Origin of the sequence: Spirosoma sp. (genome assembly GCF_026391055.1) — a bacterium.
GTDB lineage: Bacteria > Bacteroidota > Bacteroidia > Cytophagales > Spirosomataceae > Spirosoma.
In genome coordinates, this window is record NZ_JAPLET010000022.1 from 585,923 (window position 1) to 610,190 (window position 24,268).

Sequence of the window (24,268 nt, forward strand, 5' to 3'; positions counted from 1 at the left end):
TTCACTATTTCCTTAATCTTAATCTTTACCTTGAAATGCAGTCTGCCTTTCACACCGTCATTACCTGTTTAATAACACTATCAGTCTTTCCCCGGCTCAGTGCCCAATCCGTCCGGGAATAGCTTCTGCAAAAACCCTGGAAAGCGCAATGGATTACCGGGCCGGGTAGACCCATTAACCGTTTTAATGCCACGTCGGACCTCAGCCTTAAGGAATACGGTGTTTATAAATTCAGAAAAACCATTTCGCTTCCTCAAAAACCGTCGTCTTTCGTTATTCATGTGTCTGCCGACAACCGGTACAAGCTTTTTGTGAATGGCAAACAGGTTGGGCAGGGGCCAACGCGGGGTGATCTCTATTTCTGGAATTTCGAGACACTCGATTTAGCGCCTTACCTGCAAGCGGGCCAAAATACGGTAGCCGCTGTCGTCTGGAACGATGGACGAGCCAAACCCGAAGCCCAGATTTCGTACCTGACCGCTTTTATTCTTCAGGGCAATACTGAAGGAGAAGAAGTGCTGAACACGAATGACAGCTGGAAAACGGTCAAAGACACTTCCTATCAGCCGTTACCGGTACGCGTTCCGGGCTACTACGTGGCTGGCCCCTCCGAATTGGTCGATATGACCAAACAGGTGAAAGGCTGGGAGAAAACAGCGTACGATGACAGTCGCTGGGCCAGCGCACGCCAGATTGGACCTGGCCTTACTAAAGATGCCGCCGTGAATGCATCGGGCTGGATGCTGGTGCCCTCTCCGTTACCACCTATGGAAATGACCGGGCAGCGTTTGGCTTCGACCAGTCAGGCGGTGGGCGTTCAGGTACCAGCGGGGTTTCCGGCCAGTAAAGTAAACGTTACCATACCGGCTAATACGAAAGCTACCATCCTGCTCGACCAGGGCTACCTGACCAATGCCTATCCAACCCTGGTCTTCAGCGGTGGGCAGCGTGCTACCGTGTCGATGGGCTACGCCGAAGCCCATCGACACGGTAGCACGCTGGCGCTGGACGGATGGGAGCGCTGGCCAAAGGAAACCGGAATGAGATCGACAACAAAATGTTTATCGGTAAAACGGATAGCCTGTTGTCGGATGGCACGGCCAGTCAAGTATATACACCGCTCTGGTGGCGCACATACCGCTATATACGGCTTACAGTCGACACAAAAGCGGAGCCACTGGTTATTGAAGACTTGTATGGAACGTTTACCGGCTATCCTTTTTCAGTAAAGGCAAAGCTTGAGACTGAAAATACTGAACTGGGGAAAATGCTTGACATTGGCTGGCGAACAGCCCGGCTGTGCGCATTTGAGACGTACATGGATTGTCCCTATTATGAGCAGTTGCAGTACATTGGCGATGCCCGAATACAAGGGCTGGTTTCCCTCTTCTACGCCGGAGATGACCGTCTGTTGCGCTATGGGCTGACGCTCATGGATCACTCCCGCATTCCTGAGGGCATCACCTTAAGCCGTTATCCGACGGATCTGCATCAACAGATACCCACCTTTTCTCTGTGGTGGGTAGCCATGCTCCACGATTATTACCGGTACCGACCCGATAGGGAGTTCATTAAGGCTAAACTGCCCGGTGCCCGGCAGGTTCTGTCTTTTTTTGAACGCTACCAACAACCCGATGGCTCGCTAAAAAATGTACCGTATTGGGTGTTTACCGACTGGACCCAGGGCAAAGGCTGGGATTTTGGTATGGCACCCATTGGTAAAAATGGTGAATCGGCCATCTTGGATATGCAGCTTCTGTGGACCTATCAACTGGCCGCTGAACTGGAAAACAATATCGGGCTGAAAGAGCTGGGCGGCCAGTATACAAGCCGGGCTGCACAACTTAAAACGACTATCCTGCGGAAGTACTGGAATTCGACAAGAAACCTTTTTGCCGATACCGAAACAAAAGATACGTACTCGCAGCACGCCAACTCGTTGGCTATCCTGTCGGGCATAACACCGGCTAGTCAGTCGAAGGTTATTGCCCAAACGATGCTGACGGATACGACGCTGGCGCCAGCCTCGATATACTTCAAGTTCTATCTGCATCAGGCGCTTAGTCAGGCCGGACTGGGTAATGACTACTTAAACTGGCTTGGCAAATGGCGGGAAAACATCGCGTTAGGTTTGTCGACCTGGGCTGAAACGTCCGATGTCAATACGTCCCGTTCTGATTGCCATGCATGGGGGTCAAGTCCAAACGTTGAATTTTTCAGGACGGTATTGGGTATCGATAGCGATGCACCCGGTTTTGCCAGCGTGAAAATTACCCCTCATTTGGGTTCACTAACGTCCATAAGCGGTGAGATGCCGCACCCCAATGGGACCGTATCGGTTAGTTACCGGGTGGAGCAGAACAAGCTACAGGTGCAAATCGACCTGCCGGATAAAACGCCGGGCCGATTCGTCTGGAAAGGAAAAACATTTCTGTTAAAGCCTGGAAAAAACAAGCTCTCGGTGTAAACAACTAATGAGTTTGTCGTTTTAGTGGCGCTCAATTGGATATTTAGCTCAACTAATAAGGACGTTCTAGTCCTTAAACGTACGCCTTGATGGTTTGAAATCCTTAATCAATGGTTTGATTCTCTTTACTACCAGGCCCATTTATAGCGTTACTTTTGTTCTAACTAAGTACCGCTTATAAATGGGAAAAATCTGTTCAGTACTGACTACAAACCTCGTAGTGCTACTCCTCTTTAGTCTTTCGGTTGCTGCACAAACCAGTGCGCTAACAGCAGCCAGTCAACACGCAGTCTTCCCCAAAGGTCAGAAGGCTACGGCGGGTAATTTTACGGGAACCGTCTGGGTACAGCCCTTAGTCGATAATGATTCGGTCTATAATCTGATCAGTGGGAGTGTCACCTTCGAACCGGGCGCCCGAACGAATTGGCATATACACCCAACCGGTCAAATCCTGATGATTACAGAAGGTGCCGGTTATCACCAGATTAAAGGTCAGCCTCGCGAGCTTATCCGGAAAGGGGAGGTTGTCAAATGTCCGCCCAATGTACCGCATTGGCATGGAGCCAGCTCGGGAAGCAGCATGACCCATATTTACATGATTCCTAATACCGAAAAAGGAATTGTTCAATGGATGCAACCGGTCAGTGAGGAGGAATACAACCGGTCAAAATAACGCGGGCATAGGATGGTGTTCGGATGACAGATCGGGTTCAAATTTCTTATCTTTATCAAATGCAGAATAACCTTGTCCGTTCGGTTTCAGAGTTTAATAACGAGCTGAAGCTCAAAGGCTTTAATGTGTTTCAAATCGAAGATGACAGCAATGCCACTCGTTTTTATAGCCGGAAGGACTTCTACAAGATTTGCCTGACGACCGGCAGGAGCATCATTCACTATGCGGACAAGAGTTTTGAGCAGGAAGGCACTGTCTTATTTTTTGGCAATCCCCACATCCCGTATTCCTGGGAGACCATTTCCACCACCTATGTCGGTTACACCTGCCTTTTTTCAGACGCGTTTTTAAAGAAGTCCGACCGCTCCGAAAGCCTGCTACAGTCTCCGTTGTTCAAGATTGGAGGTACGCCTATTTTACACATCACCGAGCAGCAGCGGGAGTTTTTAAGCACTATTTTCCGGAAAATGATGGAGGAGCAACAGACGGATTATGCTTACAAAGACGACCTGATTCGTAACTATATTCAGCTGATTATTCATGAAGCGTTGAAGCTACAACCTTCCGAAAACTACAACATCCATAAGAACGCGGGTCAACGCATTACGTCTGTTTTCCTTGAACTGTTGGAAAGGCAGTTCCCCATTGAAAGTACCGATCGTCCGCTTCAGTTAAAGACGGCCCAGGATTATGCGAAAAGCCTCGCTGTTCATGTAAATTACCTGAACCGTTCGGTAAAAGAAGTGACCGGCAAATCGACCACTGCCCACATTGCCGAACGCGTTTGTAGTGAAGCCAAAGCGCTCTTACAACATACTGGCTGGAGCATTGCCCAGATTGCCTATGCGCTGGGGTTTGAGTATCCTACATACTTCAATAATTATTTCAAACGGGTGACTGGCACAACGCCAACCTCGTTCCGGCCCTGAGTGACGCGGGAACACGTACCTGCAGCAGGTGATACGCCAATGCTGTAACCCGAGAGGGCTATACCTGCTTTTTTACGAGCGAGTTCTTAAGAAAATATTCCCGTTTAATGAGTCTGTTGCAATTTCCTTGATAATGCAACAGACTCAACAGGTTACGGCTTCTTAGAGCGTACCCAACGTATGTTCAGGCTCTACTAATCTCCTTCAGTAATTACGCCTGCCAACCCTACACCATGATGGCTTTAGGGTTTGAAATCCTTAACCATTGGCTTGATTTCCTTTACCGTCAGACTTATGTACCAGCCTACCTTTGTGATGTAGTTTTCAACTCAGTGAGAATGGGAATTAGGGTTCGGGAAAATTCAACGTGATAAGCAAATGAAGAAACTCACATCCTTGCTAGCCGCAGCTCTTTTGATGTTAGGTCAGGCTCAGGCACAATCTGGAAAATCGGTATCCAATCAGAAAAAAAATAGCATGAATAAGACAGTACAACCGAAACACTACACGTTTCAACTCAGTGATAACGTGACGCGTCAGGGCGTAACCTTCAAAAACCGGTATGGCATCACCCTGGCCGCCGATTTATACCTGCCCAAAAATCAGGTGAATAAACCTTTGGCGGCACTTGCTATCAGCGGTCCGTTTGGTGCCGTGAAAGAACAATCGTCTGGTCTGTATGCCCAAACCATGGCCGAACGCGGCTTTATAGCCCTGTCCTTCGATCCGTCCTACACCGGTGAAAGCGGTGGCGAACCTCGCCATGTCGCTTCACCCGATATCAATACGGAAGATTTCAGTGCCGCAGTCGACTTTCTGGGTCTGCAACCTTCGGTCGACAGAAACCGCATCGGCATCATAGGTATCTGTGGATTTGCAGGCATGGCACTGAATGCGACCGCCGTGGATAAACGCGTGAAAGCCGTGGCTACGACCAGCATGTATAATATGTCGCGGGTAATGGCCAACGGCTATTTCGACAACCTTACGGCAGACCAACGCACGAATATGCTGGAAGGGCTGAGCCAGCAACGCTGGGCAGATGCCGGGCAAGGTACCCCTGCGCCATCCACCAACAACCTCCCCGAAAAGCTACAGGGCAACGAACCACAATTTGTCGTAGATTATTTCAATTATTATAAAACGCCACGTGGTTTTCACGCCAATTCGATTAATTCGAATGGAGCCTGGACGGCTACCAATGCGCTGTCGTTCATGAATATGCCCCTGCTAACCTACATAAGCGAAATCGCACCCCGACCGGTTTTGTTGATCGCCGGTGAAAAAGCGCACTCCCGCTATTTCAGCGAAGATGCCTACAAAGCGGCTGCCGGACCGAAGGAGTTACTCATTATTCCGGGTGCCAGTCACGTGGATCTGTATGACAGGCTGGATATCATTCCATTTGACAAGCTAACCGATTTCTTTACGGAGTCTATGAAGCCGGGCAAGCCTCAGGAAAAGCGCGTTGGCGCGCCCTAATGGAGAACAAATAGTGGGTGACCCAGAGCGGTGCTGCCTCCAGCTTGGTCTACTTCCTTTACCTAAGACCGCTAATCCGGTTTACATGAAAGCCAATGCTGACGTAGCGTTCGTTATCTCGGAAGAGGATATGGAACTCCTGCGAACCAAGGAACAAATTGAGCATTATGGTGAGCTAGCATCTTTCCTGTATTTGGAGGGAAATAAGGGAACATACAGTTTGTATGTGGTTCTATTACCTGTAAGCAACAGAACTAGTGTTCGTAGGAGTAGGATTTATCAACATTAAGATAGTAGACATCATGGAAATCATAAAAAATGGAACGCAAGCTTCCGCCAAAGGACCGGAAGCCTGGTTTACCGGTTCAGTACGAATTGACCCCCTGTTTGCCAAAAAAGAAGTAACAAAAGGGGCTGGTGCGCTGGTAACGTTCGAACCCGGAGCCCGAACCGCCTGGCATACCCATCCGGCCGGACAAACTCTTATCGTAATCTCCGGCCTGGGCTGGGTGCAGCGCGAAGGCGGCCCAATCGAAGAAATTCAACCTGGTGATGTGGTCTGGTTTGCTCCTAACGAAAAGCACTGGCACGGCGCATCGCCCACTAAAGCCATGAGTCACATAGCCATTCAGGAAGCGGTAGACGGCGATGTCGTAACCTGGATGGAAAAAGTAAGCGATAGTGACTACTCCGGGTAAGGGATTGGCACAATCGGTGTAGTACTTTCTTTATATTGGCGAAAACTCAATTGTAGCTGCGGGCGCCGTATTGAGTGGGGTGGCCGGGGTACCGATCACCGGATCGCTGGTGACCAACTGGATGAGGCTGGTAGGCTGCACGCTGGGCAGGGTGTTGTTTAGCACCTTCCTGTTTTGGCTGATTGACTTATTCACTGCCTACGTATAAGTAAGCATTGGATGCATAGGTTTGAATGAGGTACAGCTGTTCTGACAAGCTGTTAATAGCCAGTCCACTCCAAACCTTCCCCTGCAAAAAGAAAAAGCCTTAATAGACTAGTGGCTAGTTTATTAAGGCTTTTTCTTTTTGCACAGGATGTACATACCTAAGAAACGGGGCAGGTTGGGCCGTGCGGGGCTTTTCTACGCAAAAACCCGCAGTAGGGCGGGTTTGGTGGCACTGGCCAGTGAAGAATAAAATGTAGCGGGGAGCAGGATCGAACTGCCGACCTTAGGGTTATGAATCCTACGCTCTAACCATCTGAGCTACCCCGCCGTTTCGTTTTACAAAAGTAAGGAAAATTCGTCTCAGCGCAAATAAAGCCGTTGACTTTCGCAAAAAAAATCGTTTACCTTTGCCAAGGACCCCTTATTCTAAGGCACATACACTATGGAGAAATTTAAGTTTATTACCGAATACGAACTTCGGGCATCTCCCAAAATGCTGTTCCCCTATATCAGCACGGCCTCCGGACTCTCTCAATGGTTTGCCAGTAAGGTAAACACCATGCCTGAACAACGGTTTGATTTTCAATGGGACAACGAAAGCCATATTGCGCGCCAAGTCTCCATGCGGCAAAATAAAGGGGTGCGGTTCGAATTTCTCGATACAGACGAAGAAGGCAGTGATAATAACTACGTAGATTTTCGGGTCGATCAAAGCGAATTAACCCAGTCTACCTTTCTCCGGGTAATCGATTATTCAAGTACGACCGATCAGGAAGAGCTTCAGGACCTCTGGGACGGTCTGATGGATAAGCTCAAGGAGATCGTTGGCAGTTAAAAATAGTTAAGGACCGCTGATGATGGAACCGCCAAGGTGCCCCCGTACGTATATATAGGTAGCCAGCGGTACAGCAGCATGAAGAAAATAGATAAATTAGTACTAGGCTCTTTTTGGGGGCCGTTTTTTTTAACCCTGGGTGTCGTCATCTTTATCTTCCTGATGCGGCTCCTGATGTTTTATATTGACGAGTTCGTTTCCAAAGACCTCGATCTGGCTACGTTTGGCCGTCTGCTCTTCTACTTTGCCCTGTTAACAATCCCGACGGCTCTTCCGCTGGCCGTACTCTTGTCCTCGTTAATGACGTTTGGTAATCTGGGGGAATTCTTTGAACTCACCGCCCTGAAAAGCGCCGGTATTTCCCTTACCCGTGCCATGCGTCCCCTGCTCATCGTTGCCATTGGTATCAGCGCGTTTTCGTTCTGGTTCAACAATTCGGTAGCGCCCTGGGCTAATCTTAAAGGGTACAGCCTGCTCTACGACATCAAAACCGCCAAGGCTACCTTGAACCTGAAGGAAGGAATCTTTTACAATGACCTGCCCGGATACAGTATTAAAGTCGACCGAAAAATAAAAGCCGAAAAGGGAAGTACGACCGGCGATCTGCTCAAGGGATTAGTTATCTACAAACACCCTACCAGCGGACTGGAATCGGGTAATCGCGAGATCATTCTGGCCGATTCAGGTCGTATGTATACGGATAAAGACCGAACCTACCTCGTTTTCCAACTTTTCAACGGCAACGATTATCAGGAGTACTCCGACAATAGCATCAGTTACGCCAGCAGTGGGCCAACGGCCCAGGGTGCACAGTTTATGCGGAATGGGTTTAAGGACTATAAACTCGTAATCAGCCTGGAATCATTCGGGATTAAACGAACGGATGAGAATCAGTTCGAATACCACGAATACATGAAAGACCTGAAGCAACTCTCGGCCCTAACCGATTCGCTGCGCAAGGACTATAAGAATACCAGCCTGAGTGTAGCCGGCGCATCACGGCAATATTATAACTATCAGTTTAAATCCGACGCCGTCCTGAAACAGAAAGTACTGAAAGATGGAAAATGGGCGGATTCAGTATTGACTGCGCAAAAAATACCGCAGCATGAACTGGCTCAGATAGCCTTGAATCAGGCTCAGAATATCCTGTCTTATTCTACCTCGAATGTGACCTATCTGACTGAGAAAGAAAAAAATGTCTGGCGTTACCAACTGGAAACACATCATAAATTTACCCAGGCTATTTCCGTCTTTGTGATGTTCCTGATTGGCGCATCGATGGGGGCCATCATCAAGAAAGGTGGTTTCGGTTTGCCTGTCCTTATCGCCATAGTCTTTTTTATATTTCTGTACGTGCTGACCATTGCGGGCGACAAGTATGCCAAAGACGGTTTGCTTTGGGTACCCATTGGTGCCTGGCTGGCGAATATCGTCCTGTTTCCGTTTGGCCTGTTACTCATGCAACGGGCCCGGCACGATTCCCGCCTGTTCGATAAAGATGTATATGTTATCGCCTGGGAACGGTTCCGGAAACGGCTAGCTTCAAGTCGGTAAGCGGCTTGTTGACTTACCAACTATTTTCGCTATCTTTGCACCCGAATTCATTTTTTTAATCAAATTAGCTGTCTGAAGATGTATCTAACGACCGAAAAAAAGCAGGAGATATTCTCTACCTCGGGCCATGCCAAAAGTGCAACGGACACCGGGTCGGCCGAATCCCAGATCGCGCTGTTCACTTACCGGATCAGTCATTTAACTGAGCACCTGAAAGTTCACAAGCACGATTACGGCACACAACTGGGTCTGTTGAAATTAGTTGGTAAGCGTCGTCGCCTGCTGAACTACCTTCTTAAAAAGGATATTACGCGGTACCGGGCCATCCTGGCTGCGCTGGGACTCCGGAAGTAATTGGGTCACCCAAAAAAGGGAATCTACCACACAGTAGATTCCCTCATTTTTGTTGTTTCTACTTGGACTAGACGTGGTGCAAACCCTTGCTGGACACAACGAGTAAACCGGTTCTCGAACCGGCGCGGTTTAAAGCTGTAAGAAGACGTATTCAAAATCTGTTGTATGTTTGAAATCACCACGCAATCCGTTGCGCTGCCCGACGGGCGGGAAATTACCATCGAAACCGGAAAACTGGCCCGACAGGCCGACGGCGCGGTGGTTGTACGGTTAGGCGACACCATGCTGTTGGCCACCGTCGTATCAAGTAAAGACGCTAAAGAGGGCGTTGACTTTCTTCCATTGTCCGTTGATTATCAGGAGAAATTCGCATCAGCTGGCCGCATTCCCGGCAGCTTCCAACGGCGCGAAGGTCGTTTGGGTGATCACGAAATCCTGATTAGCCGTTTAGTAGACCGTGCCCTGCGGCCTATATTCCCCGATAACTACCACGCTGACACGCAGGTGATGATCACGTTGATCTCTGCAGATCCTGATGTGCAGCCCGATGCGCTGGCAGCTTTGGCGGCCTCGTCGGCACTCGCGGTGTCCGACATTCCGTTTAACGGGCCTATTTCTGAAGTACGCGTCGCTAAAATTGACGGGCAGTACAAGATCAACCCTAAAACGGCTGAACTTGAGCGTGCAACCATCGACCTGATTGTTGCCGCCACCGAAAAAGATATTTGCATGGTAGAAGGCGAAATGGACGAATGTTCAGAAGCCGAAGTTGTGGAAGCCCTTAAGGTAGCCCACGAAGCCATCAAAGTACAGTGCCAGGCCCAGAAAGAACTCGAAGCGAAAGTTGGTAAGACCGTTAAGCGGGAGTACAACCACGAAACGCACGACGAAGATCTTCGGGCCGCTGTGCGCGCTGCCACCTACGATAAAATCTACGAGGTAGCCCGTCGGCAGAATCCAAGTAAAAAAGGTCGTTCGGAAGGGTTTAAAGCCGTCCGTGAGGAATATTTGGCTTCTTTCCCCGAAGGAGCAGATGTGAACGTCGGTCTGATCAAAACGTACTTTCACGACCTCGAATGGGAAGCCTCCCGTCGTTTAGTACTCGACGAGCGGACCCGTTTGGATGGCCGGAAACTGGATCAGATTCGGCAAATTTCGGCGGAAGCCGGTTATTTGCCAGGTCCACACGGATCGGCTTTGTTCACCCGTGGTGAAACCCAGTCGCTGACAACTGTAACACTCGGTACCAAAACGGACGAACAGATTGTTGATCAGACGATGTTCCAGGGCTATAGCAAATTCCTGCTGCATTATAACTTTCCCGGTTTCTCAACCGGCGAAGTGAAGCCCAATCGGGGTGCGGGTCGTCGTGAAATTGGTCATGGAAATTTGGCGCACCGTTCGCTGAAAAAAGTACTTCCTCCTGCCGAAGAAAACCCATACACCATCCGGATCGTATCCGACATCCTCGAATCGAACGGCTCGTCGTCTATGGCCACCGTTTGTGCCGGTACGATGGCGCTGATGGATGCCGGGATTAAAATTAAAGCTCCCGTTGCCGGTATTGCGATGGGTTTGATCTCGGATGGCGACAAATACGCCGTTTTATCCGATATTCTGGGTGATGAAGATCACCTGGGCGATATGGACTTCAAGGTTACAGGAACCGAAAAAGGAATCGTCGCCTGCCAGATGGACCTGAAAGTGGATGGTCTATCCTATGAGGTGCTGGCTCAGGCATTGGAACAGGCTCGTGTTGGTCGTCTGCATATCCTTGGGGAGATGAAGAAAGGTATTTCTGATGTGCGTTCAGACCTGAAACCACACGCACCCCGTGCGATGGTTATCAAAATTGATACCAATCAGATTGGTGCCGTTATCGGACCCGGCGGTAAAGTGGTTCAGGACATCCAGAAAGACTCTGGTGCTGTTGTGAACATCGATGAACACGACAATGCAGGTTGGGTCAGCATTTTTGCTACCAGCAAAGAAAGCATGGACAAAGCCGTTTCCCGTGTGAAAGGGATCGTTGCGGTTCCCGAAGTAGGGGAAACGTACGTTGGTAAAGTGAAGACGATTCAGCCCTTCGGTGCCTTCGTTGAATTCATGCCGGGTAAAGATGGTCTTTTGCATATTTCCGAGATTAAGTGGGAGCGTCTGGAAACCATGGACGGTGTTCTGCAAGTCGGTGAAGAGGTGACGGTAAAGTTGATTGACGTGGATAAAAAGACCGGAAAGTACCGATTATCGCGTAAAGTTTTGCTGCCGAAGCCAGAGAACAAAAATGCGTAAGTCATTGTTACTTTTTCGTGTAATGCAGCGTCATACGTTAGCGTTATATAGTCACTCCACCGGGGACAACGGATTATGAGACAGCTAAAAATTTCAAAACAGATAACCAACCGCGAGAGCCAGTCGTTAGACAAGTACTTGCAGGAAATTGGTAAGGTGGATCTGCTTACGCCCGATGAGGAAGTAACGCTGGCCCAGAAAATTCGGGAAGGTGACCAATTGTCGCTGGAACGATTAACGAAAGCAAACCTGCGTTTCGTCGTATCGGTTGCCAAACAGTATCAAAATCAGGGGCTATCATTAGGTGACCTGATCAACGAAGGAAACCTGGGTTTGATCAAGGCTGCTCAGCGCTTCGACGAAACACGTGGATTTAAATTTATCTCGTACGCCGTTTGGTGGATTCGTCAGTCTATTCTCCAGGCCCTGGCCGAACAGTCACGGATCGTGCGTCTGCCCCTCAACCGGGTAGGTTCGCTGAACAAAATTTCGAAGACGTTCTCCGATCTGGAGCAAAAATTCGAGCGGGAACCGTCGCCGGAAGAATTGGCGGCCGTGCTGGAAATTTCAGCTGCGGAAGTTGTTGACACGCTCAAAATTTCGGGACGTCACGTATCCATGGATGCGCCTTTCGTACAGGGAGAAGAAAACAGCCTGCTCGATGTACTTGAAAACGACGGCGAAGACAAGCCTGATTCGGGCCTGATCAATGACTCGCTGCGGAAAGAAGTTCAACGGGCACTCTCGACGCTCACCCAGCGCGAAGCCGATGTGATCACGCTTTATTTCGGTCTGAATGGCGAACATGCCATGACACTCGAAGAAATTGGTGAAAAATTCAACCTGACCCGTGAACGGGTACGGCAGATAAAAGAAAAAGCCATTCGTCGCCTGCGCCACACCTCACGGTCGAAAGCGTTGAAGACGTACCTGGGCTAAAATTCCTGTTTGCTTGTGAAGAACGGCTCCTGCGAAAGTGGGTGCCGTTTTTTTGTTAACCGTTCACAAAAAAATCGTTCTGCTGCACAAGGGGTTGACTTACCTTTAATTTGAGCCTTATTGTTCAGATCAATACATTGTCACTGATGTTCCGGCAAATTGTTACCGCACTGGGTCGCCTGTATAATTTTGTCATATCAGTGGTCGTTGCTCTGCTATTGGGGGTGGCTACCTGGGGAATGTGGCACTATTACCGGGACGTATACGTACAGGATGAGTTTTTGATGAAGGGCGTGGCGATGACCGTTTTGGTTGTCCAGGCCGAGCCACAGCAACGGTCATGGCAGGATCTGTTCAGCAACAGTACGTACCTGACGGTCGAGTTTAAAGGGAAAGCCTATAGCTGTCGGTTTGTTATGGATAGCGGCTATGTGGATACCGGAGATCGGGTGAAATTACTGTATCATCCAGAGTATGACGCTTTTCGACAAGCACATGCCGTTTTAACATTTAACGAGTCGAGCCGAAAATCCCGGTTGATTGGGTGGTCGTCGATTCGGGATTTTACCCCGATGCATCGACTGTTACTACTATGTCTACTCTTGTCTGCAGCGTCATTCTTTTTTATCTCGGGGCTGATTGTCAGCATCATCCCTATTCCTTTCCTGCAAACCATCGCCCGGTTTATTCTTGTCGTGGCACTGGGGTGTGCTGCGGTATTCTATACGTTCGATACAGCAGCGTATTTTCGATACTATCAGCAGTTAAAAACAGAGGGTCACACTATTTCTGTACCGGTTCTGGCTACTAACAGGACGACTCATGGGCGCAAGTATAGCTGGTATGAGTACGAGGCTACTATTCAACATCGGGGCCGGGAGCGGGTAATACCCATTAGTGAGGATGAGTTCGACAAGGCTACACCGGCCAGTTCGATGATGGTTCGCTATAATGCGTCGGTTGATGACCTGATGTCACTAGGGTATACACCCAAGTATGGACTCATGGTTGTACCCCTGTTTTTTAGCTTACTTGTCTTTCTGTTAATGCGCCCTGTCCAACAAAAGCCTGTTCCGTTAAACTAAGCGTAGCTGCTTATGCCCGCCATTAATTCTCGGTAAGCCATTTTTCAGTAGTTACCGGGTTATGCTGGTTCTGGCCGAACGGAAAAGGTGATCAATAGTTCGTCATCGATTCGGGAAAGAGAAACATCCAGCCAGGAGTGGTGGGTGTCGGTCGAGTGGTGCCATTCGATGGCCTGAGACTGACGTGCCAGATAAGCCTGGCGGCACTGGTCAAGAATGCTGGCGTCGGCGAACCACTGACTAAGAAGTGTTCCGGGCAGGATCGTTTCTGCCTGATCAAGATACTGGGCCAGTGTCTTGTTGGTGGTCACAATCCTGAAGTCGGTCAGTTCTGTGGCGTCTTCCTTCTGCCTATCAATGTATTGGGGGGTTAGGGTAAGAATAGCAGTGGGGCAGGAATCCAGAATATGTCGAAGTCGTTTGGCTTGTCGGTCGCGGTCGCGGTTGGCCTGCTGAATCGTTTCATAGGCTTGTTTAAGCATCGTTCCTTCATTCAGCTGGGTTATATCCCGAGCGATGGCCAGCACTCCCTCGACCGCACCGTCTTGCCCAAGTTCGGGAACCAAACGCGACTGGAAGAAGACGGCCCCATCGGGTTGGGCATAAACGTTATAATGCTCTTTCGGTTGTCCTGTGTCCAGCACTTCCTGTAAACTATCCATATAAGGAATCGCAATTTCATTGGGCTGTCCCATTTCCAGGTTGGTGAGCCCCAGCAACTGGTTCGAGGGTAAGCCGGTTTTTCGGGAGAAAGCCGAATTAGCGAAAACCAATCGTTGGTTTTTATCCCATCGGGTAATCACATCAGGGGTGTTTTCTACCAGCCGACTGAGTTGGGCTTCTCGCTCCAGAATCGCTTCTTCCGCTTTCTTCCGATCCGTGATTGTGGAGGTTACCAACAGAAATCCGTCCTCAAAGCGATTCGCCGAAATCAGGTGCCATTCGGGCTGGCGGGCCAGTTCGTCGAGTATTTCAACCTGCATAGGTTCGCCGGTTTCAACAACCTGTACATACCGGGAAAATAAGTCACTTTGTTCGGTGTCGCTGAATAGGGCTTTATAACTGGTTTTGTACAGATCTTCCACCGACTGTTTATCCCGTTGCCCTAATTCATTCACCAGTGGAACCAGTTGAAAATCCACAATGGTGTTGCGTTCATTCCGAACCGATTTGAACAACTGAATGCCAACCGGTGCGTGGGACAGTATACTCTGTAGAAATATTAGCAAGCGCTGGACCTGCGAATGATCGGTAATGTCTTCAATCGCGAGCAGTATAGCGGCCTGACCCTGTAGCCGAACGACCTTCCGTGCATTGAGCCGCAAGACCTTTTCGCCTAAATCCTGGAAATGATGGACCATCTCATAGGCCTGAATCGGGGTGTTCTGATTAATTACCTGGTCGAGCAACGAACGCAGGGCGGGTATATCCCACTGGCGGTTCCCTAATTCGTATAAAAGGCGGCCAATTGTATCGTCGGGCTCAATTCGGAAGGTTTTAAAAAAAGCCCGGTTGGCTGTTCGCACACGGAGGTCTTTGTCGAGTACGAGTACCGTTTCGCGGATCGTTCCAAAGATGGCGTCGGAATAATCGTAGGCTTCTGACAACTGATCGTTGCTGAGCTGCAGCTCCTGATTGATGGTTTGCAGTTCTTCGTTATTCGACTGGATCTCTTCTTTACTGGTTTCCAGCTCTTCATTGATGCTCTGCAACTCCTCATTGCTACTGATAATCTCTTCATTAGCGGATTGCAGTTCTTCCCGGCCAGCTTCCTGTTCTTCAAACATCGACCGCATATCATCCCGCAGGGTTACCAACTCGTCCTCCAGTTGTTTAATGCGTCGGTTGCGGAGCTGGGTCAGGGAGATAGCGGGCTGTAGGGTAGGGGTCACCTCGCCGAAAATAACCAGTATCAGGGGTTCATGGTTTTGGGACAGGAAAGGGACGGCATTGATCGTTATATGGTATGTCTGCTCCCGCACCCGGATCATCAACCCGGTTTTTGACGCTGGCTGGCCGGATTTATGCGCTTTGTTAATGGCCGTACGCAGGTCAAAGACCAGCTCGGGTCGGGCCATCTTCAAGAGATTGAAATTAGCCCGACCCGGTGCAGGTTCCAGAAACAGGCTGGTTGACCCCTGAAAGCGGATAATCTCCATGTCTTTATTGATAACAACGGAGGGTGGGGTATACTGGGTAAGCAGTCCATTGACACGTTGGTCCAAATCGTCGGGCTGACCAGGTTTTTGATGCATAGACATAGATTGTAGCTCTCTTTTTTCACCCGCTTCAGCCGCATAATCGGGGGGTGATGGTTCAGGAACGATTAGGTTAACGGGAGGGTAGGAACCGGGTACCGGCACTGGCTCCTGATCGCCGGTATAATCGAGCCGATTCAGATAGCCAGGGGTTGTGGTTGTTCGTTGCTGCAATAAATCCACCAGCGGCATAACCGAACGAAGACCCATGTTTTTTCGGGCGTAGATTTTAAAGTTCTTGGCTATCTGCGTAAAGAGCATGGTCGACGAACCAATCGTTTCGGCTTTTCCCAGGATTAGGTGACCCGTTGGGTTCAGGGCATAATGAAAGGTGGCAATCGCTTTCCGCTGGAGCACGTTATCTGTGTAAATCAGCAGGTTGCGGCAGCTAACCAGGTCGAGCCGGGAGAAGGGCGGATCGACAAAGATGTTGTGGGTGGCAAAAACGCACAAATCGCGGATAACCTTACTGATGCAGAACCCGTCCTGATCTTCGGTAAAAAAACGTTTTAGCCGCCTGGGGGAAATATCCGCCACCTGGCTGGCTGAATAACGGCCTAATCTGGCGCGAGCAATGACCCGTTCACTCAGATCGGTAGCAAAAATCTGGATGGAGACAGTCTTATCGAGATTGCCCATTGCTTCCAGCAGCAAGATAGCCAGCGAGTAAACTTCTTCGCCCGTTGAGCAGGCCGGAATCCAGAGCCTGAAGGGCTGATTGAGTGGTTTAGTAGTAAGTAGTCTGGGGAAAAGAACATTTCCCAGGTAGTCCATCGTGTCGGTATCCCGGAAAAAGCTGGTTACGTTAATGAGTAGATCATGATACAGCAAACCTGCTTCTGTTGGATGCTGGTGCAGATAGTCCATATAGTCCGGCACTGCCCGTAGTTTATACAGTGCCATCCGCCGGAGTACCCGTCGCCGGATAGTAGCTGTTTTATAATGCGTAAAATCGACCCCGATAAACTTGCGTAATAACTCAAGAAGAGTAACTAATTCGTCATTACTAGTTTCAGCCTCCTGGTGTGCCCCAGGTTTTTCGGGCGTATCAGGCACTACCGCTTCCTGACCATCCACACCTGTAGGAACGGCAGTATCCGGTGCATCAGGGTCGGTATTGTCAGGTAAGTTCATGTATCGGTTGGCTTAAAACGCATCATTTCGCTCGCCGGTGGCTTGCCAGTCGGCATCCATGTCCTGAAATCGCTGCGCAACCCGGCTCATAAAAAGCTCATCGAGCATGGCGGGTACAACCGCCGGGTCGGTCAGGTCCATTTCGCTGATTTTATATGTCTGCTCATACGGCCCTGCTTCAATTTTGACGATATATTTGCCGTTCCAGGCATACAGGCCGATGCGAAAACGGGTGTGGGGGATATCCTGAACGAAACGCATAGGCGTAATGATGATTAATAAACTATGAATTATTTTCCGATAAAACCATATTCTTTCGCAAAGGTAACTAACGCAATGGCCCACTCACTATTCCGAGTATATATCATTCGTCAGGTACTCCTGCTGATTTTTACATCTATCTTTTTTGTTCGCTGCGGCAATAACACTACCGATGAGGCTGCTCAGTTTTTCCTAAAGGGGAATGTTCAGTTGCAGAAACGTGAGTACAAAGAGGCAATCCGGTTCTATTCAGAAGCCATCGCCAAAAAATCAGATTTTGCGGACGCCTATAATAACCGGGGGTTAGCCAAGTTCCGGGACGACGACCGGGAGGGGGCGTTGGCTGACTACACCCGTGCTATTGAACTGGACCCTGATTTTGGTACGGCGTACTTTAATCGGGCCGAGGTTCTCCTCGAAACCGGTGATGCGGCCGGTAGTGTGTCCGACTTGATGCGGATCAACAAACAATACCAGGATTCTACCTTCTACCAAACTCGTTTGGGCGATGCCTATGTACGACTGGGGAAGCAGGCCCAGGCCCAGGTGGCCTACGACCGGGCTTTGCAACTTAACCCCGATAATGTGGAGGCTCTAACCAACCGAGGGGCTTTATTGTATAGTCAGAAGGCCTATGACCAGGCCGGTGAGGATATTCAGCGGGCTCTTCGGCTCAATCCAAAACAAGATGCGGCCTTGAACAATCAGAGTTTGCTCCTCGCGCGTGCCGGCAATTTTGCCGAAGCGCTCGTCTATGTAGAACGTGCACTGGCTTTACAACCCCGACAGCCGTATTACCTGAACAACAAAGCGTATCTACTACTGAAACTAAACCGGGCTTCTGACGCACTACCGCTGGTGCAGGAGTCTCTGCAACGCGATGACCGGAATGCCTGGGCTCATCAAACCCTCGGCTTGTATTACCTGAGTCAGAAACAGGCGGACAAGGCACTTGCCGAATTTCGGCAGACCGAAAAACTGGATGCGTCTGTAGATCAGATCTATTATTATATCGGTATAGCGGAGCAGGCCCTCAACCAGCAGCAGGCCGCCTGCGAAGCCTGGCGACTGGGCGAATTGGCCGGTGATGTACAGTCCAGAAAAATCCGGTCTCAGCAATGTAAGTAGATGTCGCGTGAATTGATTAAACGTTGTATTCGGATAATAAGCCTCAAATAACTATAACTACAGGTATAGTTATTTGAGGCTTTAATGTGTAGCAGTAGGGGAGCCGACTACGTATCATTGATTAACGGAACGGGATTGAAACGCTTTCACCGAAGCTTTGTAGGATAAGAACAGATCTTGATTGGCCTGTTTGTCCGTTTTTAATTCAAGGAGTTTAGCGGTTGAGGCTGGCTGGAAAAAATCGGATAGTATCTCCCCAAGTGCTTCAGCAGAATTACAGAGTATGTACGTCAGCCCGGCATCCTGTGCGGTATTTCTGGCTGTATAGCCGTGGGGTGTTTCGAAATAGGTTTCCAGCTCGGGTTGTCGACTGGGGCCGTCGATGATTCGGAAGATATGCCCGCTGTCATTATTCAATAAAATAATCCGCAGGTTGGGTGGAACCGGAGCCGACCAGAGGGCATTTCGATCATAGAAAAAAGCGACGTCGCCAATTAATAGAGTAACGAGCTTATCTGTCATCAGCGCAGCTCCAACGGCCGTACTCAAACAACCGTCAATGCCACTAACCCCGCGGTTTGAGGATACACTAATTTGCTGTCGTTCGTCCAATCCGCACAGGTTAGCGTAACGAACGGGCATACTATTGGCCAGATGCAGTATGGATGCATCCGGTAGCTGGTCGAGAATACGTTGTACTGCCAGCCAGTCGGTTAGTGGCTGGCTGGGTTCGGCGAGGGTTTTTTCAACCAGACGGGTGGCCTCTCGGTCCATGTGGTGCCATCGACTCAGGAATTCCTGCTGGTCTTCGGCCTCATCGTCGCCCTGAAGGAACCGCTGGTAGTCGACATCGGCAAAGAGTTTTTCCAGAAAGGCGAGGGGATCTGCCGGGATCAGGGTTGTCAGACTCTGAAAGGAATCATTGATGTGGTCGATGGCGGGTTGAATATGCCAGTGCCTGTGTGCCGGATACTGGCGCAGAAACGTTTTAAGGTTTCGGGTCAGGAATGAGTTGCCAATGGTCAGGAGTAAATCGGGCTGCAGCGTACGCGCGTTCGTCTCCCCAATCCCGGCCAGGAACGTATCAGTCCGGGTGATGAATAAATTATTCCGGGGAATGTTCCCAACTAGTTCACCAACAATAACTACTCCTGTTTCTTCACTAAGTTTCCGCAGAACGGTCAACAGGGCCGGATTGTATGGCAACTGTCCCACGGCGATCAGCGTCCGCTTGCTTTGTTCCCATTCGGTGAGCAGGCGGTGCCAGCTATCGGCGGGTAGAGTCGGCTGGGCTGAGAGTACCTCAATAGTCCGCACTGGACCGTAGGCGAATGACTCGTCGGTGGTTGGATAGAAGGGTTCGCGAAGGGGCACATTGACATGTACGGGTCCGGCCGGTGTGAGCTGGCTGAGGGTTATAGCCTCGTTAAGTGTCCGTTCGATGAACCAGCGTGCGTCGGCGTGGGTGTAGTCGGCTGGCAGGTCATAACTACGTTTTACGTGGGTTCCAAAAATACCAGCCTGATTGATTGTTTGACCATCCTGCTGGTGAAGCCACTCGTGCGGCCGGTCGGCGGTTAGGAGCAGGAGGGGTACCTGTCCGAAGAATGCTTCCGCAACGGCTGGGGCCAGGTTGTAAACGGCACTCCCCGAGGTACAGATAACCGCTACCGCTCGCTGACTCTGGAGAGCCATCCCGAGCGCAACAAAGCAGGCGGAACGTTCATCCGCCATGACCCGAACCCGCAGGTGTCGGTGCCGGGCCACGGCCAGCGTCAGGGGTGCCGAGCGGGAGCCCGGTGAGACAACAACATCCGTTATGCCTTTCTGATAGAGAAGTTCGGCAATGTTAACAATAGGTTGAAGAACGGGCATGGGATAAGCTAACAGTGTTAAGAAAAATACGCATCGACCAGTTCGTTGATCATGGCGAGCGTTAGGGGCTTAGTCCGATAGCCATTGATTTCTGGCAGGGAACCCGCCCGTTGCCGATCCACAAAACTGATTGAGGTCGTCAGCATTACGACAACCACTTGCCCTTTGAGTTGCGTATCGAGTTTTTGGTACTCTTCCAGAAACTCGAATCCATTCATACCGGGCATATTTATATCAACGAAAACGACATCGGGGCGGATATAATCGGGATGATCGGTATGGGTCAGGTAGGTAAGCGCCTGCATGCCGCTGGTTACTATTCGAACGTCATCGCACTGATTGGATTCGTTGATGACAAGCCGGTGAAGGAAGTTATCGTCGGGGTCGTCGTCAATTAACAGGATACAGTGAATGGGTCTGGGCATAATGCTGACTTGTCTTGATAACTTTTGGAATGACTACATAAAATGTTGAGCCCACACCTACCGTACTGTCGAGTCCGATCTGTCCGCCGTAAATGTCGACCACTTTTTTACAGGTAGCTAAACCAATGCCCGTTCCCGGGTATTCATTTCGACCGTGCAGCCGCTGAAAAATCTGGAATACCCGATCATAGTATTTTGAATCGATACCAATCCCGTTATCGCTGACCGTAAATCGGTATTGATTTCCTTCGTCGGACGCCCGTATTCGGATATGGGGAACAACGTCTGCCCGTCGATACTTCAGTCCATTGGTGACAAGATTCTGGAATACCTGTTTTAAATCGGTTCGGTGGGCTCTGATTGTAGGGAGTGGGCCAACATCAATCGAAGCCCCGGTTAACCGTATTTCGGTTTGATGTTCCTCCAGTATTTCGGCCAGTACCTCGTTGAGGTCTACCGTTTGAAAATCGATATCTGTACCCACGCGGGAGAAGTCGAGCAGGTCGTTGATCAGCACCCGCATCCGTTCGGCGGCAGCTGTCGATACATTGATTAATCGGACAGCATCCGTATCCAGTTTCTCTCCGTGTTTACTTTCGAGCAGTGTAAGGTAGTTAACGATTGTTTTGAGCGGTGACTGTAAGTCATGCGATGCGATATAGGCAAACTGTTGCAGCTCTTCATTAGAGCGGGTAAGCTCCTGCATAGCCTGCTGACGAAAAGACAACTCGCGGTCATATTCTTTTGATGTACGGAGGCCAACGGCTTCATCGAAGTACCGGATCAAAGCGAGAACGGTTGCAATGGATACCATGGCGGTACAAAAACGGACCAGGGCATTGATTCGATAGGCGGGCCACCAGAACATGACTGCATCGAGCAGGTGGGTAAGCCCGCAGAGAAGAATGAAGGCACCAAACAGGACAAAAACCCCGGACAGGGGTACGCCCTTTTTGACTAGTATAAATCGGATTAAAATGAGCGGGATAGCCATGTAGGCCAGCCAAATGGTTAAGTCAGATAGTATATAAAGCCAGCCGTGAAAGTCTGTCCAGCGACCACAATACCAGCGGGGAGGCCAATCGTTAACATTTGCGAGTTGCTGAAAAAACTCGATTACTTCGTTCATAAATTACTAATGATGAGTAGTTTAGGTAGGTGCACTGGGTATAATTAACTACATCAGTGTCATATTCATTAGCCAAATATACGAGGGTCCCCTTTGTTCTCATATCTATACATATAAATTGTATAGGTTGTGGGCAGCATCGTTAAACAAGTCAGTCAAACTAATTCTTTTTCCCAATTAATACAAGCCGTTTTACAGGTACCTTGTTAATTTTTGAGTTACTTTGTTTACCCAGTTGGCCTATAAACGTCCCGTTCATAAACGAAGTAGGCACTGGTAGCGTTATTATCAGGAAAACGATCCCCTGCATGAACCGTATTACCTTTGAGAATGAGGATGAGATCCGGGTAAAGTCCCTGGCTGGTGCTATTATCATCAACGTGATTTTAGTCGCCCTGCTATTGCTGGTCAACTTATCCCAAACTGTTCCCAATCCGCCCCCCATTGAGTTTGTAGAGGTTAATTTTGGTACCGATGCCCGTGGCAGCGGACGTATTCAAACGTACAATAAAGCCTCAGACTCCCCTAATCCGGTGGATGTCAAAGCCGCTGATAAACGACCAAATCCCAAGGTAAACACCACGCCCCGAGTAGAAAAGACCCGCGTGACCCCATCACCAAAGGTAGAGGAGGCCAAACCGGCCAAAACCGCTACGGAGAAACCAATTATTGCCAGTAAATCGGAGAGTCCCGTTACGACGCCCGAGCGCCCTGAACCCAAGCGTGTTGAATCAGCTAAGCCAACGGCTCCTGTAGAGCGTCCAGCCCCTCCGGCCCCACCCAAAAAGGTGGAGACGGTTAATAACGATGCCCTGTTCAAGAAATCATCTGGAGGAGGAGGTTCTAATGGAACGGTTGGGAAAGTCTCAGGAACAGGTGGTAACAATAATGGTGACGACGCCAGTGGGGTGGGTGATAAAGGCAACCCCAATGGGAAGATAGATGCCAAAGCACTTTACGGCACCCCGGGGGGGAGTTCTTCTGGTGTAGCTTTTGATGTTTCGGGTTGGTCTTTGGCCAGTCGTCCCAGTATTAATGATGATTCAGATGAAACCGGGAAGATCGTCTTTAAGATAACCGTAGATGGGGAAGGTGAAATAATCCGGGTTCAAACCCAGCAAACAACGGTTAGCCCGTCGGTTGTAGAAGTATACCGGAAAGCCGTTCAACGGCTACGGCTGCGGCCAAAGGGGGGGGCTACACCACCAACGGCAAGCGGTACCATAACATTTATCATTAAGTCAAAAGATTAATGCAGTACACGGAAGCAATCGACTATTTATATAGTCGGCTCCCAGTTTTTCATCGAATTGGTCCTAAAGCCATAAAGCCCGGTTTAGGAAATACCATATTACTGTGCGAAGGGCTTGGAAACCCGCATCAGCAGTTTACCAGCATTCACGTTGCCGGAACAAATGGGAAGGGGAGTACCTCCCATATGCTCGCGGCTATTTACCAGTCGGCAGGGTATCGCGTTGGCCTATATACGTCCCCCCATCTCAAATCATTTACGGAGCGGATTCGATTGAACGGACAGCCTATTCCGGAAGATGAGGTTGTCCGCTTTGTAGAGCAGCAGCAGCCGTTGATAGAATCGGTTGAGCCTTCTTTTTTCGAAGTAACGGTTGCCATGGCCTTCGATTTCTTTGCTCGTCACGCCGTTGACGTAGCCATTATTGAAGTTGGCCTGGGGGGGCGTCTTGATTCGACCAATGTGATCACCCCTGTTGCTTCGGTTATTACGAATATAGGTTACGATCATACTGATATACTGGGGGATACGCTCCCGCTCATAGCCGCCGAAAAAGCGGGTATTATTAAACCAGGGGTTCCGGTTATTATTGGCGAATCACATCCGGAAACACAGGATGTATTTACATCCGTAGCGGCATCGCTTCAGGCTCCTATAACCTTTGCCGATCGACAGTATCTGGTAAATGATTTGGGTTTGGTTGACGGAATTCGTCAGGCGTATGTAAGCCGTGGTGATGAGTCTGGCTGGCTTGTTAAACTCGATCTGTTGGGAACTTACCAACTCAAGAACCTCCCAGGTGTTGTGGCTACTGTGAATCTATTGCAACGACAGTTTCCCGTTACAGTGACTGAACAGCAGGAGGGGCTCGCTTCCGTAAGTTCATTGACAGGATTAACAGGTCGTTTTCAAACCCTGCGTTCACATCCAACGGTTATTGCGGATACTGCCCACAACCAATCTGGTTTAGAAGCTCTCTTCGAGACGATACGATCTATACGTTACAAAACGCTTCGTATCATTATTGGGCTTGTGGCAGATAAAGATCGTAGTAAGGTACTGTCTGTATTGCCCACAACTGCCGTTTATTACTTTTGTCAGGCGAATACGCCCCGCTCATTATCTGCTCAGTTACTACAACAGGAAGCGCGTGCTTTTGGCCGTATGGGTGATGTGTTTACTGATGTAAATACTGCTTTAGCGGCAGCCCTGGAGCAGGCTGACCCAGCTGATTTACTGCTTATAACTGGTAGTAATTATACCATTGCTGAATTAACCAATTTATAAA

The 24,268-nt window shown here is 49.5% G+C and carries 21 protein-coding genes and 1 tRNA gene; 15 read left to right on the forward strand and 7 right to left on the reverse strand.

Annotation, left to right across the window (positions count from 1 at the left end):
- Positions 1–281: 281 nt before the first annotated feature.
- The 6 genes from NT073_RS17535 (at position 282) to NT073_RS17560 (ending at position 6,249) form a co-directional block, all read left to right on the forward strand.
- On the forward strand, positions 282–1,229 hold the full coding sequence (locus tag NT073_RS17535; RefSeq protein WP_297375932.1) for an alpha-L-rhamnosidase N-terminal domain-containing protein: 948 nt from the start codon (positions 282–284) through the stop codon (positions 1,227–1,229).
- A 38-nt stretch (positions 1,230–1,267) separates the two neighbouring features.
- Positions 1,268–2,467 (forward strand): alpha-L-rhamnosidase C-terminal domain-containing protein, encoded by a 1,200-nt coding sequence (locus tag NT073_RS17540; protein ID WP_297377065.1) that lies wholly within the window; start codon positions 1,268–1,270, stop codon positions 2,465–2,467.
- Between the two features lie 220 nt (positions 2,468–2,687).
- Positions 2,688–3,140, forward strand: coding sequence for a cupin domain-containing protein (locus NT073_RS17545; RefSeq protein WP_297375934.1), 453 nt, complete (start codon positions 2,688–2,690; stop codon positions 3,138–3,140).
- A 59-nt stretch (positions 3,141–3,199) separates the two neighbouring features.
- Positions 3,200–4,069, forward strand: a complete 870-nt coding sequence (locus tag NT073_RS17550; RefSeq protein WP_297375936.1) for a helix-turn-helix domain-containing protein — start codon at positions 3,200–3,202, stop codon at positions 4,067–4,069.
- A gap of 378 nt (positions 4,070–4,447) precedes the next feature.
- The gene (locus NT073_RS17555) at positions 4,448–5,551 is read left to right on the forward strand and encodes an alpha/beta hydrolase (RefSeq protein ID WP_297375938.1); all 1,104 of its coding nucleotides are present in this window, start codon (positions 4,448–4,450) and stop codon (positions 5,549–5,551) included.
- A gap of 302 nt (positions 5,552–5,853) precedes the next feature.
- Positions 5,854–6,249: a cupin domain-containing protein gene (locus NT073_RS17560; RefSeq protein WP_297375940.1), complete on the forward strand. Its 396-nt coding sequence runs from the start codon at positions 5,854–5,856 to the stop codon at positions 6,247–6,249.
- A 30-nt stretch (positions 6,250–6,279) separates the two neighbouring features.
- On the opposite strand, the gene NT073_RS17565 is transcribed toward NT073_RS17560, so the two are convergent.
- Positions 6,280–6,444: a hypothetical protein gene (locus NT073_RS17565; RefSeq protein WP_297375942.1), complete on the reverse strand. Its 165-nt coding sequence runs from the start codon at positions 6,442–6,444 to the stop codon at positions 6,280–6,282.
- 266 nt (positions 6,445–6,710) lie between these two features.
- A tRNA-Met gene (locus tag NT073_RS17570) sits at positions 6,711–6,784 on the reverse strand.
- A gap of 114 nt (positions 6,785–6,898) precedes the next feature.
- Here NT073_RS17570 and NT073_RS17575 point away from each other — a divergent pair.
- From NT073_RS17575 to NT073_RS17600, 6 genes are all read left to right on the forward strand, one after another.
- Positions 6,899–7,291, forward strand: coding sequence for an START-like domain-containing protein (locus NT073_RS17575; protein WP_012926577.1), 393 nt, complete (start codon positions 6,899–6,901; stop codon positions 7,289–7,291).
- A gap of 78 nt (positions 7,292–7,369) precedes the next feature.
- Complete coding sequence (locus NT073_RS17580; RefSeq protein WP_297375945.1) at positions 7,370–8,848, forward strand: LptF/LptG family permease; 1,479 nt, start codon at positions 7,370–7,372, stop codon at positions 8,846–8,848.
- A 78-nt stretch (positions 8,849–8,926) separates the two neighbouring features.
- On the forward strand, positions 8,927–9,202 hold the full coding sequence (rpsO, locus tag NT073_RS17585) for a 30S ribosomal protein S15 (protein ID WP_012926579.1): 276 nt from the start codon (positions 8,927–8,929) through the stop codon (positions 9,200–9,202).
- A 165-nt stretch (positions 9,203–9,367) separates the two neighbouring features.
- Positions 9,368–11,494 carry a polyribonucleotide nucleotidyltransferase gene (locus NT073_RS17590; RefSeq protein WP_297375947.1) on the forward strand — a complete coding sequence of 709 codons (2,127 nt, stop codon included), beginning with the start codon at positions 9,368–9,370 and terminating at the stop codon, positions 11,492–11,494.
- Between the two features lie 75 nt (positions 11,495–11,569).
- Positions 11,570–12,433, forward strand: a complete 864-nt coding sequence (locus tag NT073_RS17595; RefSeq protein ID WP_009282104.1) for a sigma-70 family RNA polymerase sigma factor — start codon at positions 11,570–11,572, stop codon at positions 12,431–12,433.
- Between the two features lie 146 nt (positions 12,434–12,579).
- Entirely contained in the window at positions 12,580–13,518 is a 939-nt protein-coding gene (locus NT073_RS17600; RefSeq protein WP_297375954.1) for a hypothetical protein, read from the forward strand.
- Between the two features lie 59 nt (positions 13,519–13,577).
- On the opposite strand, the gene NT073_RS17605 is transcribed toward NT073_RS17600, so the two are convergent.
- Together NT073_RS17605 and NT073_RS17610 are read right to left on the reverse strand one after the other, a co-directional pair.
- Positions 13,578–16,910, reverse strand: a complete 3,333-nt coding sequence (locus tag NT073_RS17605; protein WP_297375956.1) for a CheR family methyltransferase — start codon at positions 16,908–16,910, stop codon at positions 13,578–13,580.
- 12 nt (positions 16,911–16,922) lie between these two features.
- On the reverse strand, positions 16,923–17,171 hold the full coding sequence (locus tag NT073_RS17610; protein ID WP_297375958.1) for a hypothetical protein: 249 nt from the start codon (positions 17,169–17,171) through the stop codon (positions 16,923–16,925).
- Positions 17,172–17,246: 75 nt separating this feature from the next.
- Here NT073_RS17610 and NT073_RS17615 point away from each other — a divergent pair, with 75 nt between their 5' ends.
- Positions 17,247–18,299, forward strand: coding sequence for a tetratricopeptide repeat protein (locus tag NT073_RS17615; RefSeq protein ID WP_297375960.1), 1,053 nt, complete (start codon positions 17,247–17,249; stop codon positions 18,297–18,299).
- A 114-nt stretch (positions 18,300–18,413) separates the two neighbouring features.
- On the opposite strand, the gene menD is transcribed toward NT073_RS17615, so the two are convergent.
- Genes menD through NT073_RS17630 form a run of 3 tightly spaced genes read right to left on the reverse strand, consistent with a single transcriptional unit; the run spans position 18,414 to position 21,728 of the window.
- Positions 18,414–20,174, reverse strand: a complete 1,761-nt coding sequence (menD, locus tag NT073_RS17620; RefSeq protein WP_297375962.1) for a 2-succinyl-5-enolpyruvyl-6-hydroxy-3-cyclohexene-1-carboxylic-acid synthase — start codon at positions 20,172–20,174, stop codon at positions 18,414–18,416.
- Between the two features lie 17 nt (positions 20,175–20,191).
- Complete coding sequence (locus NT073_RS17625) at positions 20,192–20,599, reverse strand: response regulator (RefSeq protein WP_297375964.1); 408 nt, start codon at positions 20,597–20,599, stop codon at positions 20,192–20,194.
- Positions 20,565–21,728, reverse strand: a complete 1,164-nt coding sequence (locus NT073_RS17630) for an ATP-binding protein (protein ID WP_297375966.1) — start codon at positions 21,726–21,728, stop codon at positions 20,565–20,567. Before NT073_RS17630 ends, NT073_RS17625 begins: the two co-directional genes overlap by 35 nt.
- 308 nt (positions 21,729–22,036) lie before the next feature.
- Here NT073_RS17630 and NT073_RS17635 point away from each other — a divergent pair, with 308 nt between their 5' ends.
- Both NT073_RS17635 and NT073_RS17640 read left to right on the forward strand, forming a co-directional pair.
- Complete coding sequence (locus NT073_RS17635) at positions 22,037–22,981, forward strand: hypothetical protein (RefSeq protein ID WP_297375968.1); 945 nt, start codon at positions 22,037–22,039, stop codon at positions 22,979–22,981.
- On the forward strand, positions 22,981–24,267 hold the full coding sequence (locus NT073_RS17640) for a folylpolyglutamate synthase/dihydrofolate synthase family protein (protein WP_297375970.1): 1,287 nt from the start codon (positions 22,981–22,983) through the stop codon (positions 24,265–24,267). Before NT073_RS17635 ends, NT073_RS17640 begins: the two co-directional genes overlap by 1 nt.
- Position 24,268 lies beyond the last annotated feature (1 nt).